The sequence below is a fragment of the Catalinimonas alkaloidigena genome (genome assembly GCF_900100765.1).
In the GTDB taxonomy this organism is placed as follows: domain Bacteria; phylum Bacteroidota; class Bacteroidia; order Cytophagales; family Flexibacteraceae; genus Mooreia; species Mooreia alkaloidigena.
This window is the reverse complement of sequence record NZ_FNFO01000006.1, coordinates 337,754-360,224: the sequence shown is the minus strand read 5'-3', so window position 1 is coordinate 360,224 and position 22,471 is coordinate 337,754. Positions and strand designations below refer to the sequence as shown.

The following is a 22,471-nucleotide window of genomic DNA, read 5'->3' as shown; positions in this document are numbered from 1 at the left end:
ATCAGGTGGCAGCGCATTTTCAACAGGCCCGCCTCAAAGACGGCGAACAGCCCCACCGGGCCAGCGCCTACAATGCAAATATCGGTCTCGATCATGGCTTTACGCGATAATTCGGCCGCAAAGATACGCGACAATCGTTTTATAAAAATGGCAAACGTTGGTTTTCAGGATAGGCCCGTTCTTCTCAGGCATCTTTCCGTCGGCTCACGCATAGGGTCTACGTGCGGCTAAGGCGCGAATCGACTACCTTTACAATCGTCAACCCGCCAAATTGTTCATCGCGATGACGCTCCCGTTCCGCCCTGCACTCGTACTCTTTCTGACGCTAGCCTGCGCTGTTCTGGGCTACAGTTACTGGCTGGCGTCATCTGCGCCTTTTCTGGCGCATCCCGACCTGATGTCGTTTGCCATGACGGTCGATCTGTGTGTCGGCATTCCGGCGCTGTTTTATGTATTGGTGATTCGCAAATCGCGTCTAACGCCGCTCTCGTTGGTCGGGGTGACGGTGCTGACGATTGTGCTGGCGCACGGGATTCTTCCCCCTGCGCATCGGACGTATCTGACCTGGATGAAACAGGGCATGGGGCTGGTCGAAGTGGCTGTGATCGGCTGGGGAATGCTTCACCTGCGGAAGATTATACTACGCTACCGGCAATTGCAGCGGCATCAGTCGGATTTTCTGACCCATGCGCGGCGGGCCATTTGCGAGACTACTTCTCTGCCACAGAAGGTCGTCTACCTCCTGGTGGGCGAAATGGCGGTCCTGTACTACACCCTGTTGGGCTGGCGTCTGTCGGCGGAGGCGAAACCGGGGCAGCAGCTCCTCACGGCCTACCGCGAAAACGGCTATGCCGGACTCTGGGGCGTGTTTGTATTCCTGGGACTTCTGGAAACAGGGCTGATTCATCTGCTCGTGGCGCATTGGTATCCTACCGCCGCCTGGGTGCTGACGCTCATCAGCCTTTACTCGCTGCTGTTTCTGATAGGCGACTTTGTCGCTTTGGTCAAACGCCCCACCTTGCTGACCGCCGAGGCGTTGCAATTGCGGGTAGGCCTCCGGTGGCAGGCCGTTATTGCGCGTGACGAAATCCTGGACCTGACGCTGGTGCAGGACGTTCCTCCCCAAGCCCCCGATCATCTGTCGACCGAACTTTTCGGCACGCCCAACGTGCAACTGCGACTGCGCACACCCCGGCCGGTGGAAGGTCCCTACGGTTTGCGGAAAACCGTAAGCCTGATAGCGTTTTGGGCCGACGATCCACAAAACGTGATGCAGTGGTGGCAGTCTGCCTCACCAAGATCTTAACTACACGATATGTTGACAATCCGCAGGGCGGAAACCGCCGACTTTGCCGCCATCTGGCCCATCTTCTACCGGGTGGTCGGCGAAGGAACTACGTACGCTTTTGCACCGGATACCTCCCGCGAAGAAGCACAATGCCTCTGGATGGGACCGGGGCTGCATACCTACGTAGCATTAGAAGACGAGCGGGTAGTGGGAACGTACTTTTTCAAAGCCAACCAACCCGGCCTGGGAGCGCACGTTGCCAACGCCGGCTACATGGTCGATCCGGACGGCAACCGCCGGGGTGTCGGGCGAGCCATGGGCGAACACTCGCTGCAAGAAGCGAAGCAACAGGGATTTAAAGCGCTTCAGTTCAACTTTGTCGTGAGCACAAACGAACGCGCCGTTCGCCTCTGGCAAGCGTTAGGATTTCAGATTGTGGGGACGGTGCCCCAGGCATTTCAGCACCGCACGCTGGGTCTGGTCGACGTGTACATCATGCACCGTTTTCTGTAGGTCACAGACGTTCTGCTTCCGTAGTCGGCAGCATGCGCACACCCGTCCCGTTTTCCTGAGCGTAAACCACTTTTCCCTGCTCAAACCGGACTCCGGAAGCCACATCGGTGCGCAGAAGCATGGGCGTATCCAGGTCGGCAAAATCGAGGACGGGCAACAGTTGCGCCGCCGCCGAAATCCCTACGGTCGATTCGGTCATGCAGCCGACCATCACTTGCAACCCCAACTGCCGGGCCTGGGCAACCATGCGGCGGGCGGGCGTTAGGCCCCCGCATTTCGCCAGCTTGATATTGATACCGTGAAAGTGGTGGGCACAGGTAGCCACGTCGGCTTCGCGCTGGCAGCTTTCGTCGGCCATCAGCGGAATCGGCGAGCGTTCGAACAACCAGCGCGCGCCTTCCAGGTCGGCGGGCGGCAGGGGCTGTTCGATCAGCTCCACGTTCAGTTCCTGAAACGCCCGGATGTTGCGCAGAGCCTGGTCGGGTTGCCAGCCGGCGTTGGCGTCCACCCGCAGGGGCACCTGCGTATGGCGACGGAGTTCGCGGACCATGGCAATGTCGTCGGGTGTGCCGAGTTTGATTTTGTAGACCGGCCACGGAAAATCGCGCATCTTCCGGACCATCACCGGAATTTCGTCGATGCCGAGCGTGTAGTCCGACAGCGGCAGCGTATCGAGCGTATATCCCCACCGCTGGTACAGCGACTGGCCGAGTCGCTTGCCGTAGAGGTCGTGCGCGGCGCAATCCAACGCGCACAGCGCAAAAGGCATGGTAGCCAGCCGGGGGGCCATCGTTTCCCAAAACGCTTCGGGAGTGGTGTCGGCCGGATTCCAGGCTTCGATGGCGTCGCGGTGTTGTTCCAGGGCATCCTGAAATTGCTGTACCGTCACGCCGTAATAGAAGATGGCCGGGGCTTCGCCGAACCCACTGTGCTGGCCGTCGTGCAGCGCTACGATCAGCGTTTCCTGGTGGGTACGGGTGCCGTACGAAACGGTGAACGGCTCGAGCAGAGCCAGGCGAAAGGGGTGAAACCGAAGTTGAATCATGCAGTCAGGGAACAGAGGATCGCTTGCGTGGACAAGGGAAGCGTTAGCTTGTTTTGATGGTGGAATTGTAATTGTATAACTGGCTCATAGCCAACGCTTTTTCTGGAAAAAGATCAGGAGTGCTACGGAGATGGCAATCATCACGCCCCAGACCGCCGGATAGGCCCAGCGTTCGTGCAACTCGGGCATATGGTCGAAGTTCATGCCGTAGATGCCGGCAATGAACGTGAGGGGGATGAAAATCGTGGAGATGATCGTCAGGACCTTCATGATCTGGTTCATCCGGTTGGACGTGATCGACAGGTAGACGTCGAGCAGGCCCGAAAGGATGTCGCGGTACGTCTCGATGGTTTCGATGATCTGGATGGTGTGATCGTAAACGTCGCGCAGGAAGGGCTGCAGTTCGGGGGTGAGCAGTGTGTTGCTGCCGCGTTGCAGTTTGCTGAGGATTTCGCGAACGGGCCAGACCGACCGCCGCAGCAGAATCATCTCCCGTTTTAGTGAATAAAGTTCGTGGGTGGCCTTTTCGTCGGTTTCTTCGATGATGTTCAGCTCCAGTTGTTCAATGCGGTCGCCCAGTTGCTCCAGCACGGCGAAGTAATGGTCGACGATCGTGTCGATCAGGGCATAAAACAAAAAATCAGGACCGGAACGGCGCAACTGGCCCGAGGCGTTTTGCAGTCGGGTGCGGATGGGCTCGAAAATGTCGACGTCGCGCTCTTCCTGAAAGGACAGGACGTAGCCGGGGCCCAACACCATGCTGACGTGCTCAAAATAGAGGCGGCTCTTCTCGCGGTTGAACTGCGCCATCTTCATCACCACGAAAATGGTATCGTCGTAATAATCGATCTTCGGTTTTTGTTCCGTATCCACCACGTCTTCCTGCAACAGCGGGTGGAGGTGGAAGGTGTTGCCGACCGACGCCACCACTTCGGGTTTGTGCACGCCGTCGACGTTCAGCCAGCTGATCGGGGCGTGTTCGGTGCGTTGGTTAAAACGAATAAAGTCCTTGCGGGTCTTCCACGTTTTGGTCAGCAGGGATTCTTCGCCGTATTCGGTGAAGGTGAGCAGCACGTCTTTCAGCTTGCTGCGGCCGACGTACGTGAGGGTGCCCGGCGATTCTCCGGTTTTACGAACGGTCTTTTTGAGCGACGCTTCTTCCATCAGACAAAGGTACGGGACGTAGGGCTTACCCGGCAGGCAGGCAGAAGCCGAAACCGGAAATAAAAAGCGGTTGCCGCGCGTTCAGGAAGGCGTCTGCGTTTTGCTGTAGGACTTGTAGGCGGCAAACAGGTAGAGCAGTCCGGCCACCACCCACACGTACGGCAGGCCTTCTTTGTCGTCAGTATAATAGCTGTATGCGGTCAGAAACGCCACCAGCGAGTTGCCCAGGTTCAGCCAGGTATGGGTATGGCGTTTGAACCGCGCGTACATCGGAATGGCGAGGAGGTTCAGAATGCCCAGCGACAGCGAAGCCACCCCGACGGCGAGGTTCCCGTTGGCGATAAGGTCTGGCCCCGCCAACAACAGCGGCAACGCCCCCAGCACCAGTTGTATCTGATCTTTCTTGGTTAATTCCATGGCAGCAAATTAGCCATTACCCGTTTCCGCAAAGAAGAAAAATCGAGGCACGATAGCCCCTCAGGCGTTTGCGTGCGCTTGTGTGGCGCGTGCCGCAGGGGTACGTGCCGGTGCCGTAAGCTTCGGCTCCAGCCAGAGGAACGTAAGGCAACCCAACAGGACCAGAAAGGGCCAGATCGGAGCGATGGGCTCAGGCTGGTACACCACCGGACGGGGCGGTGCCGGTTGCCGTTGCACGGTGTACCGCTCGTTGGAGCGAATGCGCTGAGCACGTTGCAGCGACGACCAGGCCGAAGCCGGAAACACGTAACACGGCTGCGAAAGGGTATCGCCAGCGAGGGCCAACTGGTGCCAGCCGGCCATGATGGGCCAGAGGGTTCCGTGCCAGTGGTCGGGCAGGTAGGGGTCCTGTGCCAGATAAAACGGCGTCGACTCTGCATCGTGGCGAGAAAAGCGTCCCACCGGCACCGTATCGGAGAGGGCCTGGCGGAGCGTCAGGGCCACGGGCTGGTCCACAAACGCCCAGGCGGGGTCCCACTGCGGCCGTGCCTCCGGCGATTTGGCCAGCGCCTGCACCCATCGGGTGTGAAGCATACGATACGCTTCCGTATGGCCTTCCAGCAGCAACGGATAGGTCTGTGTCAGCAACGATACGCCCACCTTGCCCAAGCCCTCATAGCGGTAAGCGGCCACCGCCTGCGAAGCGCTTTCCGGGAGCAGAGGGTACGTGCCCAGGTCAGTGCTGACAGCGTAGGGGAGGCGCGGCAGCGCGGTCGTCTGGGCCGGTGTATAGGTCTCGGCGCGGGTACGGGTTAAGGTAAATGCATCCAGGGGCCAGCGTCGGCGCTGGGCGGCATCGTCCATCGTCACCCACACGCCCAATCCGTCTTCCTGCACGGCGCGTCGCAGACGAGTGCGGTCGGCCCCGGACAGCGCTTGCAGCGAAGCGCCATCCAACATCACCAGATCGGTTTCGGCCAAAAGCGCGTCGGAGAGCGAAGTCAATGCCACCTGTGGCCGGTTCAGAAACTCCCGCTGAAAACGGTCCCGCGAAATGCGCGTCCGCACCGCCACCTGATGCCCGTCCTGCGCCAGCCACGCTTTCAGGTAGCGGGTCTCAAACTGCGGAAAATCGTTCAGAATCACGATGCGCAGCGGTTGCCGGGGGAGTACCTGTACGGGCACCTGGCCCAGCGTATCGGCTTGTCCGGTGGCATCGTGGGTCATCAGGGTGTAGAGAAACGCCCCCGGATTTTGCACAACCGTACGCAACGCAACTTCGGCCACACCGGGTGCCGTCAGCGAAAGCGAATCCAGTTGCCCTTCCGGCCCGGCGAGGAGCAGGGCAGTCGAGGTCGTATCGGGATGGTGAAAAGCCCCCTCTATCCACAGCGTATCGCCCTGATGTACGGCCTCGGGCAGCGCGAGCCGGACCAGTCCTGAGGGGAGGGGATTGAGAAGGAAGGTCGTCTCCAGCGAGTCGGCTGTAGTACGATCTTCCGCCGTCAGTCCATCGCCGACCACGTACAGGTGCTTGACGTGCGGCGCCTGTTGTACCAGGTACCTCAGGTGAGGAAGGAGTGTCGCTCCGGGAAAGGTGTCCAGCGCAAACACCGCGATCCGGGGATGCGCCTGCCGGAGACTGTCCACCACACCCGGGGACGCGTGCGGCGTCACCAGAATCGCATCGAATGGCGTACGCGGTTGTGGGAGCGCGGGACGTAACAGAAGTGCCAGGAGGGCCGTGAGCGCACCCAGTACCGCGAGGAGACGCCCCGCCAACCTGTGCCGGTTGGGCCGCCGGATTTCCCGCCAGCACGCAAACGCCAACACCAAGGTCGCTACGCCTGTAACGATCCAACCTGACGTCGGAGCAAGTGGAAAGGTGATCATTCGTTGGGCGAAGTCAAACGTTGTAACTCTCTTATATACAGTGTGTTAATCTTGTTTTGTGCGGTTGGGCGTGCGGTGGGAGATTGGGCAGTATTGGGCAATGCGGTGGCCAGAGCTTGTTGCAATACGCCAAGTTCCGGCCGCGGCAACCGGTTGCCTTCGCTGAGTGCTTTCAGCGTCTGCAAAGCCGGCAGGAAGCGGGCGGCGTCGGGGCGCTCGCGCAAAAGTTCCGCCAGTTCGCCGCCGGCCGCTTGCAATACCTGTTGCTCCGCTTCGGTGGGAGGGCGCAGCTTCAGGGTTTCCAGAAGCGCAACCGACCGGCGCAGGTGCGGTGACGCGGGAGGCTGGGTGAGTGTTTCGGTACGCTGGCGACTCGCGACTTCGTCCAGTTCGCCGGTGAGGCGTTTCTCCGCTTCTTTGATGGGCGGTGGCTCGAAGCCCACGCGCTCCACGTAAATCCGATTTTGCTGCTGAATGTCCTTCAACAATTCCAGAATTTCGTACTCGACCGGCAGGGCCTGTCGGGGTTCGTTCAAACGGAGGTGCAGTTCCGAGGTCCACATCAGCGACAACGCCCGCCGTAGCTTGGTTTTGGTAGCATCGAAAATGAACGTGGCTTCCTCTTCCGAATCGTGGGCGTGTACCAGGTCTTCCGGCACTTCCGCGCCGTTGTTCAGGGTCGTGGTGGCGCCTCCGGCAGGGTTGTGGGTTTCCAACACGCCCCGGTCTTGTGCATCTTCGTTGTCGTGTACGTGCCCGAATTCTTCTGCGGCCGCTTGGGTCGGATCAGGTGACGCCTCGCCGGCGTGTTCGTGCCCTTCGCCGGGGCCACCGCCCTCCAGCGAACTTTCGAATTCCTCGCCCATAAATTGCCCGTAGCGCAGGCGCAATACCTTCTGATCGTGGGCCAGGTCGTTGCTGCGGGTCTGAAACGCCTCGGACGAGAGGCGCGGCTTTTCTTTGATCAGTTTTTCGGTGTCGATGATGAGCTGGCGCTGGCTGCGGAAATAGGCAGGCATCAGGTCGACGGCGACCCCACCCTCCACCGAAATGGTCTGGGTCGTTGTGTCACGGATCACGACGAAATATGTTTCCGTACGGCTCTTTTGCGGTTGTGGCGCGCGGTTGTCCCATACTTCGGCGTAGAAATACAGTTCATCGCCGGGGGCCATGCCCAGTTGCCGGAGGTCCAGCGTACGGTGAAGACGCTGTTGCCGCCCGCGTACCGCTTCCTGAAACGGGAGTTTTTCTTCCCGAAATTTGACCGACTCCCCCGAGCCTTTGCTAACCGTGGCAATCAGGTACGCGTCCTTCAGACCGTAATCGTCCTGTACCTGGGCAGTGACGGAAAGGGGCGTCAGCGCCTCGAAGTCCAGTTGCTGCCAGGCGGGCACGTCGGCCAGCGTCACCTCGGGTGGTTGGTCGGGCTGGGCTTCCAGTCGATAAAAGTCTGTGCAGGTGCTCGTGGGCGCGTTGGTCTGAAAACACAGTTGGTAAAACCCATTTTCCTGGAGTGAAAAGCGGGTCTGAAACCGAACTGAGTCTTGTGTGGTGAGTAGGAGCGTGTCGCGTCCGGACAAAATCACCTGCGCCTGCGTTACCGGCGCGGTGAAGATCGCCTGCACAGCGATGCGCGAGCCTTCCGGGGCCTGCACGTGCAACTGGCGGGCAACATACGGCCGTTGGCCGGTATAAGCGGGGGGCGTCACCACGACCTGCAGCGAATCCAGTTCGGGAGGCAGCACGACAGCCGGTGTCGGTGGCGACAAAACGGAAGCGGTGCCGGACGTAGCCGAAGGCGGGGTGTCCTGAGCGGAGCGCAGCAACGGGACGAGGAACCACACTGCCAGTGCCAGCCCGACGAGCAAGGCAAACACGCCACCCGCGCGCCCCAGCCGGTGGGGCGGCCGCAAGTCGTGCTCCAAGGTAGACAGGCGCGTAGCAACCCGCTCCCGTTGCAGACGCGCCAACAGGGGCAGGTGCTCGTCGGGTTGCAGCAGCAGTTCCGCTGACGATTCCAGGGTGGGGTAACGTTGATTCAGGTAACGCGCAATCTCGTGTGGCGAAAGGCGAAGCCCCCGACGGATGATTAGGCCGATCACAAACAGCAGCGCCGTCAGCGGAAGCACCCAAAACCAGGAAAGGCTCCAGCCCATCAACTGCATAATAATGGTAAGAAGCAGCCCGGCCAGCCCCAGCGCGTAGAGGCCTACTTCGCCCATCTGGTAGGCGCGCCACTGGTTGCGAAAGCGAGTGAGGCGTGTCGTTGCGTTCATGTACGGGTCGCCAGCCATCGTTCAAATCCAAAAATGAGGAGAAGCAGACCGGCCAGCCAGAGCGGCGGTGCCTGCGGTCCGGTCGAAGCGGTTTGTCGTGTTTGTACCGGCGCTTTTCCAAGGCGTACTTCCCGTTGGGTCGGCGCAATCGCCCGGCGGTCGTGGGTCGCCAGTCGCTCGTCGGTCGACACCGGCACGAAAAGTAATTCCAGCAGCCGCTCGGGCAAGCGCGACACGTTCGGGTCATCCAGCTTGCCTTGCAGGACATGCACCACATGGTGCTGTTCCACAGTCTGGATATGCCTCAGCGGACCCGGTGCGCGACGAATCCGGACAAGCTGGCCGGCCGGAGCGTCGGGGAGGGACGTGTTGCCCAGCAGCACCGTCCAGTCTGGCGTACCCGTAGTGTCCAGCGCCATTGGCCACGCCTGGTACTGACTCGCGGCCCGCAACGCCGCTTCCACGTAGAGGCGTATCTCTGCCGCCGCCGAGGTGGCCTGCAGCCGCACCCGCAATGTATCGGTAGGATGTAGGGGAACTTCGTCGCGATACGCCGCGGCGGACAGGCGTTGCCGTTGCAAGCGCGTGCCCGCTTCCGTGCTTTCAGCGCGTAGGACAAGGACACTATCGCGGCCCACCGGTTGCGCGGCCGCAACAAAAGTCCCCTCGCCGGAGTCGGGTAACGTGATCCACGCGACGGGAAATGGCAGGGACGGGCGCGTTCCGCCAAACTCCCGCAGTTGCCCCCGGTGGTAGACCGTGACCCGTTCCGGCCGCGGATTCGCGTAGGCCAGCCCTTCCAGTTCGTGCCACAGATGCAGCGGCGCCATCACACGAACGTCCCAATAGCTGTCCTGTAGGGAGTCGAGCCGTCGTTGGATGAGGGGTTGCCGCCACAGTGCTGAGTCGATCAGCGCCAGAGGACGAGGTGCCGGGGGCGCGGGGGCGTTTGCCTGCCGCAATTCCACCAGTACCAGCACGACCAGCGTGAGCAACAGAAGGCGCGTGAGGAGTAGGGGCCATTGGTGCAAGCGGAGCGAGCTTTTCTTGCGGCTCGTCGAGGCTTCCAGCCACCGGATGCTCCCCACCTGAATGCGACGACCTTCGCGCCGGTTCCAGAGGTGAATCGCCAGCGGAATCAACAGTGCCCACAACGCCCAGAGATATGCAGGTGACAACATAAAAAGTGCAGTCTACAAATGCTAACGTGCTCAGTTCGAACGGGTGGGACGTAAGATTAGGCTGAGCAAATGACCGGATCTGGTCTAAACCTTAAACTTACAACAATACACGGCACCTTGCCAGCACGGGCGCTCGCTCCGCTCCAAAAGTGACGAGAAACCCAGGCGCGCTGATGACCGGCAAGCGCTTCCGGAGAAAAGCGGGACCGAGTGCGATTTACCCTCAAAGTAGCTTTTACATATGAAGATAGGTCAATGCATCTAAATTATAAGGTTATATTGGGTAAGTTTCTGTGTGTGAGTTGTTTGGGTGGTAGTGTAGATGTGACACAAACACGTGTAGTAAAACCCCGGACTTGTGCCGGATTTCTTTTAAAATTCCCGCTACTTTTGAACCTGCACAATCGGAAAAACTCCTGTGTATTATGGTGCGCAATGGCCCTGTCATTTTCAGTGAAAAGTACGTAGAGATAGCGTTTGATGCCGAGAATCAAATCATTATAGCTGTCTGGAAGGGGTATCTGCAGCTTGACGATGTCCGGCAGGGGTGCGACGTACTGATCGAATACATCCGGCAGCACCGACTGATCAACCACCTGAGCGACCAAACGGAGTTGCGGGAACTCTCGCCCGAAGTGCAGAAGTACTTGGTCGATGAGGTGTTCCCGGCGATGGGCGAAGCAGGCCTGCGCAAAATTGCGATTCTGGTATCGGCCGACATTTTTGCCCAGGCTACGGTAGAAGAGGTCAACCACGACACGGAATCGAAAGTAGGCTTGATTGAGTTTAAGACATTTCACACGCCGACAGACTGTTTGTTATGGTTAAACGACTGACCAACAGACTATTGGCTGTAAAGAATAGGTTGAGGTAAAGTAAGGTTGAGTAAGCGAGGGGTGAAAGAAGCAACACCTTCTTTCACCCCATTCTTTTTCGGAGCTTCAGAAACGTGCTGAGGGCTTCGGCCAGCGGCTCGTTGATCAGAAAACGTGCGTAGCCGATACGCTTCTCCAGCAGGTCTTTGCGCAACGCCTCCAGGTAAGCCTCCAGTTGGCGTACATAGGCCGCCCGGGCCTGCGCGGGATCCACTTCCACAAATGCACCGGTTTCCAGGTCTTCGAACGTAGTGGCACCTTCATACTCGAGGGTGAGTTCGTTTTTCCCCAGGAGATGAAACAGAAGCACTTCCTGGCGCAGCGCACTCCGTTCGGCCAGAAACCGACTGATTTCGCCTTCCTGTTCGTACATATCACTCAGTACAATCACCAGTTCTTTCGAACGCCGCGCCGCGTTAAGCGTTTCGCCCGAGGGCCAGCGCCCTTCGGCTTCCAGTTGGGTGAGTTCGTGGAGAAAGTGGTGAAAAAAGCGAGGAGACGTGCGAGGCGTCAGGTGGTGGACGCGACGGTCGTTCAGCGCGTGCAGGCCGAGCGCATCGCCCTGTTTCCGAGCCAGGTACCCCAGGGAGGCAACCAGCGCCCGGGCATAGTCGAGCTTGCTGAGTGCGCCGTCCCGGTGGCGCATGGAGGCACTCGTATCCAGCACGAACTGCACCGTCAGGTTCGTTTCTACCTCCGATTCTTTGATGTAGTACCGATCCGAGCGGGCGTACATTTTCCAGTCGAGTTGCCGCAGGTCATCGCCTGGCTGGTAGGTGCGGTACTGCCGGAATTCTGCGCCCGTCCCGCTGCGCGGACTTCGGTTGGCGCCTGCCAGAAAGCCTTCCACTTCGGAGCGGGCCAGCAGTTCCAGCCCTTCGATGGATTGGAGAAGATGGGGATCGAGCATAGACACGCATAAACGTACAGGTTTTTGACCAGTTCTCCCGCCTCAGCAGAGACAACCGGCAGCCGCCCTGTCACTGGTCTGCAAAATATTTCCGATTCTGACGGAAGGAGGATACTCACCGGCACAAAGTGCGTCTCGGCCGAGGGGTGGTTAAGGCAGCGACGCGCGTATCAGCCGAACGGGGCCAAGCAGCCCGGAGGGTTCCAGCTTCCAGGCGGGGGTAACGGTGATGTTTGTGTTAGTAAGTTGTTGATCTTTAGGTTTTTTGCTGTCGCCGATTAAACGATTTCGCCAGGTGTTGACCACTTCAATTTCCAGTTGATTGCCTTGCTTTTTCAGAGGAGGTACCGGCACCCGGAACGGCGGAGCCCACACCAGCCCGAGGTCTTCGCCATTGAGCCGCACACGCGCCACGCCGACATCTTTCACGTCTCCCAAGTCCAGGTAGAGCGAGTCGGAAGCAGCGGGGGCATCAAACTTTTTCCGATACGTCGCCACGCCGGAGTAGTACCGGAGGCCCTCCTGCGGCAGAGTCGTCCAGGAAACCAGCGAATCGAACGTGACGGAAGTTGGTGCATCTCCGGCGACCCATTTCGGGTCGAACGTCACTTCCCACGGTCCCGACAGTGTACTGACGGGCGCATACGAAGGATAATTGGCGGGAGCCGTTCCCTGTTCTGGGGACGGAATGGACTGGCGGAATACTACGAATACCGAACCGTAAGGGGGCATCGTCAACGGCAGCGTCGTCTGGCCGCCTTTTTCTCGAAAGGCCCGGGCCGGGCGGTGGGTTCCGGTGGTGGCATCCCAGAGTTCAGGCTGACGTTCGCTGACGCGAAACGTGGCCATAAGTTGGACGGTTTCGGGGGTCTGGTTGCTCACGAAATAATAGTCGTCGCCGTTCCAGGTCTTGTGAAAATAGTCGAAGACCTGCCCGGCGGTGCCCTTCAGCACGGCATCGGGCTTCACCCCTTCGGCCAGCAGAACCTCCCGGGCGGTTTTGCCCCAGACCACGCGTCCTTTCCCTGTTTTCTGTTCGCCCTTCGCCGATTCGCCCGTACCCCACAGGCGGTCGGCCAGTGTTTGCAACTCGGTGACACTTTCGGGGTAATCCACCAGGCTGGCGGTCGAGCGGGGTTTGGGGCCCAGAACCGTCGCGCCGGCCTCGACCAGTTCGGCCACTTTCCGCAGGGCCGCCAGCGAGAGGACCCGGTGGTCAGGCAACACGAGGAGGCGGTACGAAAGCACCTGGGGGAGGACAACGCGGCCGTTTTCTACGTCAAGGTCCAGGAGCCGGTCTTCGTTGATAACATCGTAATCGAACTCGGGCAGGGCCTGGGCCGGATCGTCGGCCTTCTGACGGGCGATGTTCGGGACATGGTCGCCGTAATAGTACAGCACATCGGCCGTCGATTTGCCTTCCTGCAACAGGTACTGGCACCGTTTTAGGTACTTGATGAAGCCGTCGGCGTAGTTCCACCACGTCACGTTCGGGTTGAAGTGGGTACCCGCAAAGTATTCTTGTCCAGGGAGTCCCATCGCTTTAGGCGAGGCCGTGAACGTATGCAGAAAAACGAGGTTCAGTCCTGCGCAAAATTCGTGGTCGGCACTGGATTTCATGTCTTTCCAAATCACATCGTTCCAGTGCGGACCGATGGTCGTGAACGATTCGGCTCCCACCAACTTCTTGTCGTAAATGTGTGCGGCACTGGCTGCCTGCTTCACAAAAAAGCGGTTGTGCGGAAGCGGGCGGTGTGGCGACGGTGCCCAGAACTCACTCATCATGATTTCGCTGTAGCCGTAATTCTTCAGGCCGTCGAACGGCCCGGCATGCGGTCCGGCCGATTCGGGTTGCAAACCGATGCCGTACTGCCGGGCACGCTCGGCAAAAACGGCGTAATGGTTTTCGGCTACGCAGTCGCTGATGGTTTTGCGCAAGTCGGCCAGAAACCGGTTGCTTACGTCCCGGTTCTCGACCAGTTGTCCCGCCACCACCGGCAGGTAGGGCCACAGGGAATAGCCCCGCCGTTTTTCAAACTCCTGGGCGAAGGTTTCGGTCCAATTGCAGCCGCCCGCTTCCCAGCTGTCGGTTTGCAGGTACTTGAGGGTTTTGCCTGCCATCGGCCCGATGAGTTTGAGTAGCGGCTCCACGTGCGTATTCCAATATCGGTTGAACTTGTCGGCAGAAAGCGGATCGAGCACCCGTCCCTGCCATTGCCCGCTGGAGGTCGATACTTCCGCGCCGGTGGGCGTATAGCCAAACCGCATGATGGTCCATTCTCCCTTCGGTACTTTCCATTCCAGGCGGCCTTGTGCATCCATCCGGTCCGTCAGGTTCACGATCTGCGCAGGCTGTACCGCCGCCTCTTCTCCCGCCACCACCGTATCCGTCAGTAAAAAACGGGTATCCGGTGCGGACCCACCCAGCTCTACGATGCCCGCTTTGGCCGGCAAATGCTGAATGGGCACATGCGCCGCGGGTTTAGGAAAGGCCATCACCGTGATGTCGCGGTAATACTCATCCTTGCTCGGTGGCCCGTGCAATACCGCTTTGTACCGCATCGGTCCTTTGACCGTCACTTCCGACCACGTGAGTTGCTTGGCAGCTTCGGCGGGCGTAACGTCGGGGCCGCCCAGGTTCCAGCCGCTCTGGATGCTCATGCTCAGCACCAACCCCAGCCGATTGGCTTCCTGCACAGCATGGAGGTAAAGTGCCTGCCACGCCGGAGACCCGAACATCGGTCCTTCCGGAACTTGCGCGTTGCCCCGCTGTTCGGCCCCACCCGCGTCGAAGATGCAGGCGCCGCTAAACCCCTTGGCCTTGATCGCCTCCAGGTCGCGCGTGATGACCTCCTTCGTGACGTTTCCGTTCAGCCACCACCACCAGCAACGGATGCCGTATTGATCGGGGGGGAGTGTAAAGGTGCTTTCCGACAAGGCTCCCTCCGTGATGGGCTGGGCTTGCAGCGGCCGGAAAGCAATAATAAGGAGAAGCTGAAGTAAACAAAGGCGAAGGGGCATGCAGCAAACGGTACGGTGAAACATATAGGGACTACTAAAACAGGGCGGCAGCGTCTAGCTTAGGCTACTGGCCGGTCAGTTGGGTTTCGCGTTGCGGGTAGGGATAGAGTAGCCGGATTTGCGCATAGGCCGACGGCACCAGGTACGACTTCAGCGCCTTCTCTTCCTGCGCATGCGCTTCCATCACGGGGACAGCCTGTCCGGTGCGAAGCAGATCGAACCAGCGGTGGTCTTCAAAGGCCAGTTCGATCCGACGCTCGTGCGCCACGGCCGCCCGGAAGGATTCCTGTGAGTCGGCGACCACATCGGGCAACCCGGCGCGGTTACGTACCTGATTGATGAGATTGAAGGCTTCGCCGCCTTGTTGAAAGCCCACTTCGTTTAGCGCTTCGGCCAGCATCAGCAACGCATCGCTATAGCGGTAGATCGGAAAATTGTTACCCGTCTGGTATCGTACGGCGTGGGAGCTCTGGTACTTTTTCACGTAGGGAATTACGTCACCACTGGCCGAATCGGTGTAAAAGCCGACGGAAGCTTCTTTGCGCAGGTCGCCTTCTTCGTACGAATCGAGCAGGTCCTGCGTCGGGATGTTCCACCCGGCAAATGCGCCACTGGCTACCGCAAACCCGGCGACGGCATCGCCCGAGTTGTAAGGGGCAAACGTGTAGATAAAGCCGCTGTATTCGCCGTTGGGGCCTTCCATGTACTGCACTTCGAAGATCGATTCGACGCCGTTTTTCATGGCAACGGAGAAGTTATCGGCATAAGAGGCATACAGTTGATACTGGTTTGAGGCTACCAGCGCCTGCAACTCGGTGACCGCATTGCTGAACTGCTGTTGCGTCACGTACACTTCCGCCAGCAGGCATCGGGCAGTCCCTTGCGTTGCACGTCCTAGGTTGGCTGCGTTGTAGCTGAGGGGCAAATTATCCCTAGCCTGCATCGCATCTTGTACAATGGCGGCGTAAACCTCAGCAACCGACCGGCGCTCAGCCGTGTTGAACGATTCAGCTACGCTTTGGACCTCTGCCAACACCAGAGGGACTTCACCGAACACACGCACCAGGTTGAAGTAGTAAAAGGCACGCAGGAAATGCGCCTCACCCAACACCTGTTGGCGGGTAGCGTCGTCGACCGGCGCGTCGGCTATACGTCCGATGATCACGTTGCAGCGCGAGATGGCCTCGTAACTGGCCGAAAAGAATGAACCGAGGTAGGTATTGTCGGGCAGCTCTCGGAACGTGTCGATCTCTTCCAGCGCAAAGCCGGAGCGGTCGCCGGTATTGTACTGGTACGACGTATTGTCCGAACGCATCTCGGCCAGCGCCCAGAACTGATTGTTGTAAATTCCCTGCAGGGGCTCGTATGCAGCATTAAGGGCCTGATTGAATTGCTCGGGCGTCTGGAAGAAGTTGTTGCCCGACTGGTACGTCTCCGGCTCAATGTCGAGGTAGTCGTTGCCGCACTGCCAGCAGAGTCCGGCCGCAGTAAACAGAAGAATATAAGTAAGTTTTTTCATGGCGGGTAGGGGTTAGAAACGTAGGTTGACACCGATTGTATACGTGCGCGCCACCGGGTAGCTGGTGTAGTTGACGCCGGGAGCGAGGGAGTTGCTGCCGTTGTAACTCACTTCGGGCCAGCCGCCGTGGTAGGGCGAAAACATCAGCGCGTTTTGTACACTCAGGTAAGCCCGGATGCTGCTGATCGCCTTGGTCGTGAGGGTGTAGCCCAGCGTCACGTTGCGTACTGATACGTAAGAAGCATCTTTCACCCAAAGTGAATTGACTTCCCGTGCCAGGGCCGTGCTGGCCACTGTCGTCGGCAGCAAACCATTGCCCGGTTGTTCTGGCGAACGGTAGCGGTCCATCACTTCCGCTTCCACATTAAATACGCCGTCCAGGTTGGTTGTAAAGCGTTTGTAGAGGTCCATGATCTGCGCCCCGTACGAACCGTTGGCCAGAACCGACAGGTCCCAGTTTTTAAACGTGACCCGGTTGGTCAGCCCGAAGGTGAACTTCGGGTACGGATTGCCGATTTGCGTACGGTCGAGGGTCGAGATGGTGCCGTCGCCGTTCACGTCGCGGTACTTGACCGTCCCGACAATCTGCCCCGACTGGTGCGGCGAATTGTCCAGCTCCTGCTGGTTCATGAAAATGCCTTCGAACTGGTAGCCATAGAACATGCCCATGGGGTTACCCACAGTCGAAATGTTGGTGCTTACGTCGCCGGAAATGATCTGCTCGCGGTCGCCCAGGTCGAGGACGGTGTTGCGGTTAAAGGCAATGTTGAAGTCGGTATCCCATTTGACCGCCCGTTCGGGCGTGTTGCGCGAGCTGATGGTGATTTCTACGCCCCGGTTCAGCACGTTCCCAATGTTGGAAATGATGCTGCTATAGCCCGACGAAGACGGAATGCTGATCTGTTGCAGCATGCTCTGGGTGTAGCGGCGGTAGTATTCGCCCACCAGCGAGACGCGGTTGTTGAAGAAGCTGACATCCAGCCCGATGTCCAGTTGCTTGGAGCTTTCCCAACCCAGGTTGGCGTTCGAGAGAGAGTTGAGGTAAAAGCCGTTGGCCAGCCCGCCGCCCAGCACGTAATTGTCGCTCACGATGCCCGGAATGTAGGTGTAATTCCCGATCGAGTTGTTGCCGGCCAGCCCATAGCTTGCCCGTAGCTTCAGGTCGCCAACCCAGGGGTTGGTCGGAAAGAAGCTTTCCTGCGAGAGGGTCCAGCCCGCCCCGATGGAAGGGAACGCCGCCCAGCGGTTGTTCGGGCCGAAGCGGGAAGAGCCATCGCTCCGAATGGCAGCGGTCAGGATGTACTTGCTCTGAAACGAATAGTTGACCCGACCCAGATAAGAGAGGAGGCGCCACGCCTGCACATCGGCCGTCGCCGTTACCTGATTGGCGGCGTTGATGGTCTGCACCACGTCGTTCGGGTAGCCCGTGCCCGAGGTCGTGTTCGACTCCATCCGCTCGTTCTGAATGGTGTAGCCCACCAGCGCGCTCAGTTCGTGCTTGCCGAACGTCCGGTCGTACGACAGCGTGTTTTCGTTCAGCCAGTTGAGGCGCTGAGAAGATCCTACGTTGCCGGTGGCCAGTTGGGGCGGTGGGCTGCGGAACGACCCGACGTAGGAAGGTAGGAAATAATTGGAGCGATCGGCATTCAGGTCGACATTGAAGGTCGACTTCAGATGCAGCCCGGTAAGGATTTCAACGTCCGCGTAAATGTTCGACAAAATGCGTAGTGAATTCTGGTTGTTGACTGTATTGACCAGCGCGTTGACGGGGTTAGAGTTGGCGAATACATCGGTCGACGTAATCGTGGGCGTAAAGCTTCCGTCAGGCTGGTACACCGGCGGCAGGGGACTGTTGAGCAACCCTTGTGTCAGGAGCGCACTGTTAAAGTGTCCTTCCGTATTGGCAATTTTCCGCAGCGTGTACGAAGGGTTCATGTTGACGCCTACCGTGACGCGTTCGTGCGGATGGCCCTCGAAGTTGACCCGGAGCGAGTACCGCTCGAACGAAGAGTTCAGTACGGTGCCTTGTTGGTTGAAGTACCCGGCTGAGACCAGCGTGCGCCATTTTTCAGTGCCGTTGGTCAGCGTCAGGTTGTAGTTCTGCATGGGCGCCACGCGCGTCATTTCTTCGAACCAGTTGGTGCCGGCCCCCAGGCTGGCGGGATTCTGGTATTCGGCCGGAACGGTGCTCGGGTCGAAGGGTACACCCTGGTAGGCCGCCATGTCTTGGCGGTGCTCTACACGCCATTGGGCAAACTGTTGGGCGTTCATCATCTTGATCTTGTTGCGGTCGGGAATTTGTTGCAGCCCGACGTACGAGGAAAACTCGATGGACGAGATCCCCGCTTTTGCTTTCTTGGTCGTAATGAGGATGACCCCGTTCGAGCCCCGCGAGCCGTAGATGGCCGTCGACGAGGCATCTTTCAGCACGGTAATCGATTCGATGTCGTCCGGATTGAGGGTGCTGAGTGGATTGGAAAACTGGCTGTAGTTGTTGGTGACCGGAAATCCGTCGATGACGTAAAGCGGATCATCGCCCGCCCCGATGGAACCCGAGCCCCGCACACGAATCACGACTCCGCCGCCGGGCGCGCCCGTGGCTTGTTTCACCTGCACCCCGGCCACCTGTCCGGAGAGTTTCTGGTCGGCGCTGGTCAGAGGAAGGTCTTTGATAGCGGCTGTTTTCACCGTAGCAATGGCACCCGTAACGTTCCGGCGCTCCTGGTTTCCATACCCGACGATGACGACCTCGTCCAGGGCTTTTACATCGTCCTCCAGCGTAACGGAAATTACCGATTGCTGGCCGACGGCAACCTCCTGCGCCAGGTACCCGACGGCACTGAAGACCAGTACGGCGTTTTCCGCCACGTTTAACGTAAAGTTGCCTTCTACGTCCGAGATGGTGCCGTTGCTGGTGCCTTTCTCCAAGATGTTGACGCCCGGAACGCCTTCGCCCGAGGCATCGACTACCCGACCACTGACCCGCGCTTCCGGTCGGTGCAGGACCGGCAGAGCAAACGCAGGCGGACGTTGCTGCAGGTTCAACTGTTCTTCGAACGACTGCCGCTGCGGATGTGGATACCGGTGTGGCGTCGAGGGCTGCGTCTGCCGCACAATGACGTAATAATGTTCGTCTACCTTGCGGTAGCTCAGGCCGGTTTCCTGCAGAAGTTCTTTCAGGATTACCTCCACGTTGTTTGACTCACGGGGGTGTACTTGAACTTTTCGCCCTTCCAACAAGTCGGACACGTAAGTGAATGTGATGTTAAATCGTCGCTCTAGCACCTGCAATTCGTCCCGTAACGATCGCGCATCGGGCTGTGCAAGCGGTGACGTGGTGGGCGGATGGGCATTGGCCATCACGAGCGACTGAGCGTGGAGGGGAAGGGCAGTGCTCATAAGCATGAGCAAGGCACAGACCTCTCTTGTGAAACACGGTAGTGCGTACTTCATGGTAGGGGTGTTTGAGATAAAAAGGAGTTTGCCGCTAATGCAGCAGAATCTGGTCTTTCTGTTGTTCGACCTGCAAGCCGGTGGAGGCCGAAAGAACGTCCAGGAGTTTCGTCAGTTCTCCGGTCGGAAAGGTGCCGGTCAGTTGCAGGTGAGCCGTGGCCGAATCGGGTAGTCGGACCGGCAGGCCGTACAACTCTTCAATCCGCCCGGCAATTTCCTGAAGCGATGTATTGTTTAAAATCCACTGATGTTGTTTCCACGACGAATAGCGTTCCGGATTCACGATGCGCTGCTGGACTTCATGGGTGCGCGGCAGCACCTCCACCAGATCGCCGGGCTGCATCAGAATCTCGTGCGGGTGTTCCTTCACGCGCAACCGGACCGACCCTTCTTCCAGCATCACCTGGGTCTGGTCACGACGCTGCCGGACGTTGAATTCCGTGCCCAGTACTTCGACGTGGACGTCTTCGGTATGCACGACAAATTTTACCCGTCCTGTGGCAGTTTGTTGCTTCCGCACAGAAAAGAACGCTTCGCCTTCCAGGTGCACTTCCCGCGTGGTGCCTTCTTCCCAATCGGCCGTGTAGGTCAGCGAAGAGTGGGCATTCAGAGTAACCCGGGAACTGTCGGGCAACCAGAATACTTTCGTTTCGCCAAAAGCCGTTTCGACGCGCACGGTTTGGGCGTGCAGGAGCCAGAAAAGCGCGCTGCCCACCACCATGATGCCTGCCAGTACGGCGGCCACGCGGGGCAGCCAGGGCCTCAGCGAGTGCGACCGGGCCGTCTGATCACGGCGTTGCCGAAGTTTCGTTTGCAGCCGGGCGACCTGCCGGTCGATTTCCGCGTCCGAAACCTCCCGGTCGGAGGGCAGCGCTTCCTGAAACCGTAAGCCGGCCAGCGGATCATTCGTGCGTTCTTCTTTCCGGCGTTTAGGGCGGAAGTCCCAAAATAGAGAACGGCGGGAAGAAGAGCGGTCGGCTTTCATCTGTGCAATAGGCTTTCAGAGAAGGGATACGGGGATCTTCTTTTTTACCCAGCTTTTCAGAAAAAAAATTAAAAAAGCTGTTTTAGTGCAAAAACCACCACAACAGGGGCAGCGCCAGACTGGAAAGTTCCAGGGCAATGCGCAGGGCCTTATCCTGGCGAAGCACGGCAAAAGCGCGTTGCAGGTGATTGGCCACCGACTGGTAGTTGATGGAAAGGGCCTCGGCAATTTCAGGCAGGCTCAAGTCGCGGTAGTAGCGCAGGTAGATGATTTCGCGCTGGCGATCGGTCAGTTGGTTAATGGCCTGCACCAGCCGTTCTTTCTTGGCCTGGTCGTGTTCTTCGTCGATCAGAAAATCCTCGGGCGAAAACGTAAAACCCAGTTGCGGCAGGGCGGTCACTTCGTTCAGGCTTTTCAGCGGATATCGTCGGGCCGTATCCAGAAAACGCAGGATGCGGTGGCGGTATGCTACCAGCAGGTAGGCCCGGACCGAGTGGACGCTGGATAGCTGAGCACGCTTGTCCCAGAGGTCCAGAAACAGTTCGTGAATAAGATTCTGGGCTTGGTCGTCGTCGTGCAGAAGACGGCAGCCGTACTTGAACAGATCACGGTAAAAGGCTCGGTAAAGGCTTGTGAACGCGACTTCATCACCCGCTAAAAATGTCATCCACAGCGCTTCGGGACTGGCGGTACTCATGGTGGTGGGAGGGAATAGGTAAGCTTTGCCGCTCAAGCTAGAAAATTCCTGCCCGTTCTCCAAAACCCCCGATAGACTTCCGGCACCAGGCGTTATCCCAGCGCCGACGTGGGCGGCTTCACTTCCGCCAGAAGTCGCTCGGTTACCTGATCGGACAAGATGCCCTCGGCTTCGGCCTTGAAGCTCATCAGCAGGCGGTGGCGCAACACGGGGTAAGCCACATGCCGAATGTCCTCGGGCGTGACGGCGTAGCGTCCGTGGAGCAAGGCACGTGCTTTGGCCGTCAGAATCAGGGCCTGGCCTGCGCGTGGCCCCGCGCCCCATTGCACCCAGTCGTGTACGAACGCCACCGCCGTCGTGGTCGGGCGCGTGGCGCGGACCAGGTGCGTCACCCAGCGGATCAGGTCCGGACTGATGGTCACGTCGCGTACCAGTTGCTGCAGTTGCATCAGGTCTTCGCCGGAAAGGACGGAGCGGACGTCGACCCGGCGGCTGCCGGTGGTTTGGTGCAAGATGTTGAACTCTTCTTCTTCGCCGGGGTAGTCGAGGCGGATGTAAAGCAGAAAGCGGTCGAGCTGGGCCTCTGGCAGCGGAAACGTACCCGACTGTTCGATGGGGTTCTGCGTCGCCAGGATGAAGAACGGCCGGGGCAGGGGGTAAGTCTGTCCGCCATAGGTTACCGAAAATTCCTGCATGGCCTCCAGCAGCGCCGACTGCGTTTTGGGCGGCGTCCGGTTGATCTCGTCGGCCAGGATGATGTTGGCAAACAGCGGCCCCCGGTTGAATTTGAAAAAGCGTTTGCCCGTCGTCGCGTCCTCTTCCAGCACCTCCGTCCCGACAATGTCGGTCGGCATCAGGTCGGGTGTGAATTGAATGCGCCGGAATTCCAGGTGCGTCGCCTCCGCCAGCGTGCGGATCATGAGCGTCTTCGCCAGTCCCGGCACGCCCTCCAGCAGCGTGTGCCCCCCGGCCATAAACGTGATGAGCAGTTGCTCGATGACTTCTTCTTGTCCTACGATCCGCTTGCCGATTTCCTGCCGCAGCATCGCCAGTTTTGAGATCAGTTCCTGGATGGTTTGTTCTGTGGTTTCCAGTGGGTTACAAGTTTAGGGTAGTAGTGATCGTGGATGGGTGCAGTGGTTACTAGGTTGCAGGTGTAGAACGTTGGAAGGTTAAGGAGTTCAGACCGGGCCGCCAGGCAGTTTAAACCTCAAACGCTCTGCTCTCCGCTCCA

At 59.0% G+C, this 22,471-nt stretch carries 16 protein-coding genes; 3 read left to right on the top strand and 13 right to left on the bottom strand.

The genetic code is table 11. From position 1 onward, the window contains the following. Positions 1 to 283 precede the first annotated feature (283 nt). Together BLR44_RS17005 and BLR44_RS17000 are read left to right on the top strand one after the other, a co-directional pair. The gene (locus BLR44_RS17005) at positions 284 to 1,306 is read left to right on the top strand and encodes a hypothetical protein (RefSeq protein ID WP_143017345.1); all 1,023 of its coding nucleotides are present in this window, start codon (positions 284 to 286) and stop codon (positions 1,304 to 1,306) included. A gap of 9 nt (positions 1,307 to 1,315) precedes the next feature. After that, positions 1,316 to 1,801 carry a GNAT family N-acetyltransferase gene (locus BLR44_RS17000; protein ID WP_218127107.1) on the top strand — a complete coding sequence of 162 codons (486 nt, stop codon included), beginning with the start codon at positions 1,316 to 1,318 and terminating at the stop codon, positions 1,799 to 1,801. A 1-nt stretch (position 1,802) separates the two neighbouring features. Here BLR44_RS17000 and BLR44_RS16995 read toward each other — a convergent pair whose 3' ends face one another. The 6 genes from BLR44_RS16995 to BLR44_RS16970 all read right to left on the bottom strand — a co-directional run bounded on the left by BLR44_RS16995 (position 1,803) and on the right by BLR44_RS16970 (position 9,777). Next, positions 1,803 to 2,846 carry a dipeptide epimerase gene (locus BLR44_RS16995; RefSeq protein ID WP_089684143.1) on the bottom strand — a complete coding sequence of 348 codons (1,044 nt, stop codon included), beginning with the start codon at positions 2,844 to 2,846 and terminating at the stop codon, positions 1,803 to 1,805. 84 nt (positions 2,847 to 2,930) lie between these two features. After that, entirely contained in the window at positions 2,931 to 4,010 is a 1,080-nt protein-coding gene (gene corA, locus BLR44_RS16990; protein WP_089684141.1) for a magnesium/cobalt transporter CorA, read from the bottom strand. A gap of 81 nt (positions 4,011 to 4,091) precedes the next feature. After that, positions 4,092 to 4,427 carry a hypothetical protein gene (locus tag BLR44_RS16985; protein ID WP_089684139.1) on the bottom strand — a complete coding sequence of 112 codons (336 nt, stop codon included), beginning with the start codon at positions 4,425 to 4,427 and terminating at the stop codon, positions 4,092 to 4,094. A 60-nt stretch (positions 4,428 to 4,487) separates the two neighbouring features. Beyond that, positions 4,488 to 6,320 carry a hypothetical protein gene (locus tag BLR44_RS16980; protein ID WP_143017344.1) on the bottom strand — a complete coding sequence of 611 codons (1,833 nt, stop codon included), beginning with the start codon at positions 6,318 to 6,320 and terminating at the stop codon, positions 4,488 to 4,490. Further along, a complete protein-coding gene (locus BLR44_RS16975; protein ID WP_089684135.1) occupies positions 6,317 to 8,596 on the bottom strand; it encodes a hypothetical protein in 2,280 nt (759 codons plus the stop codon). Before BLR44_RS16975 ends, BLR44_RS16980 begins: the two co-directional genes overlap by 4 nt. Next, positions 8,593 to 9,777, bottom strand: coding sequence for a BatA domain-containing protein (locus BLR44_RS16970; protein ID WP_089684133.1), 1,185 nt, complete (start codon positions 9,775 to 9,777; stop codon positions 8,593 to 8,595). Before BLR44_RS16970 ends, BLR44_RS16975 begins: the two co-directional genes overlap by 4 nt. A 425-nt stretch (positions 9,778 to 10,202) precedes the next feature. On the opposite strand from BLR44_RS16970, the gene BLR44_RS16965 reads away from it, so the two are divergent. Then, positions 10,203 to 10,613 carry a hypothetical protein gene (locus tag BLR44_RS16965; RefSeq protein WP_089684131.1) on the top strand — a complete coding sequence of 137 codons (411 nt, stop codon included), beginning with the start codon at positions 10,203 to 10,205 and terminating at the stop codon, positions 10,611 to 10,613. Positions 10,614 to 10,695: 82 nt separating this feature from the next. On the opposite strand, the gene BLR44_RS16960 is transcribed toward BLR44_RS16965, so the two are convergent. The 7 genes from BLR44_RS16960 to BLR44_RS16930 all read right to left on the bottom strand — a co-directional run bounded on the left by BLR44_RS16960 (position 10,696) and on the right by BLR44_RS16930 (position 22,283). Next, on the bottom strand, positions 10,696 to 11,562 hold the full coding sequence (locus BLR44_RS16960) for a DUF58 domain-containing protein (RefSeq protein WP_089684129.1): 867 nt from the start codon (positions 11,560 to 11,562) through the stop codon (positions 10,696 to 10,698). A gap of 150 nt (positions 11,563 to 11,712) precedes the next feature. Next, on the bottom strand, positions 11,713 to 14,583 hold the full coding sequence (locus BLR44_RS16955) for a glycosyl hydrolase (protein ID WP_089684127.1): 2,871 nt from the start codon (positions 14,581 to 14,583) through the stop codon (positions 11,713 to 11,715). A gap of 64 nt (positions 14,584 to 14,647) precedes the next feature. Further along, complete coding sequence (locus BLR44_RS16950; protein WP_089684125.1) at positions 14,648 to 16,102, bottom strand: RagB/SusD family nutrient uptake outer membrane protein; 1,455 nt, start codon at positions 16,100 to 16,102, stop codon at positions 14,648 to 14,650. Positions 16,103 to 16,114: 12 nt separating this feature from the next. After that, entirely contained in the window at positions 16,115 to 19,501 is a 3,387-nt protein-coding gene (locus tag BLR44_RS16945; RefSeq protein WP_176956085.1) for a SusC/RagA family TonB-linked outer membrane protein, read from the bottom strand. Between the two features lie 88 nt (positions 19,502 to 19,589). After that, positions 19,590 to 20,540: a FecR family protein gene (locus BLR44_RS16940; RefSeq protein WP_089684121.1), complete on the bottom strand. Its 951-nt coding sequence runs from the start codon at positions 20,538 to 20,540 to the stop codon at positions 19,590 to 19,592. Positions 20,541 to 20,622: 82 nt separating this feature from the next. Further along, positions 20,623 to 21,237, bottom strand: a complete 615-nt coding sequence (locus BLR44_RS16935; protein ID WP_143017343.1) for an RNA polymerase sigma factor — start codon at positions 21,235 to 21,237, stop codon at positions 20,623 to 20,625. Positions 21,238 to 21,329: 92 nt separating this feature from the next. Continuing rightward, positions 21,330 to 22,283: an AAA family ATPase gene (locus BLR44_RS16930; protein WP_089684116.1), complete on the bottom strand. Its 954-nt coding sequence runs from the start codon at positions 22,281 to 22,283 to the stop codon at positions 21,330 to 21,332. Positions 22,284 to 22,471: the final 188 nt, after the last annotated feature.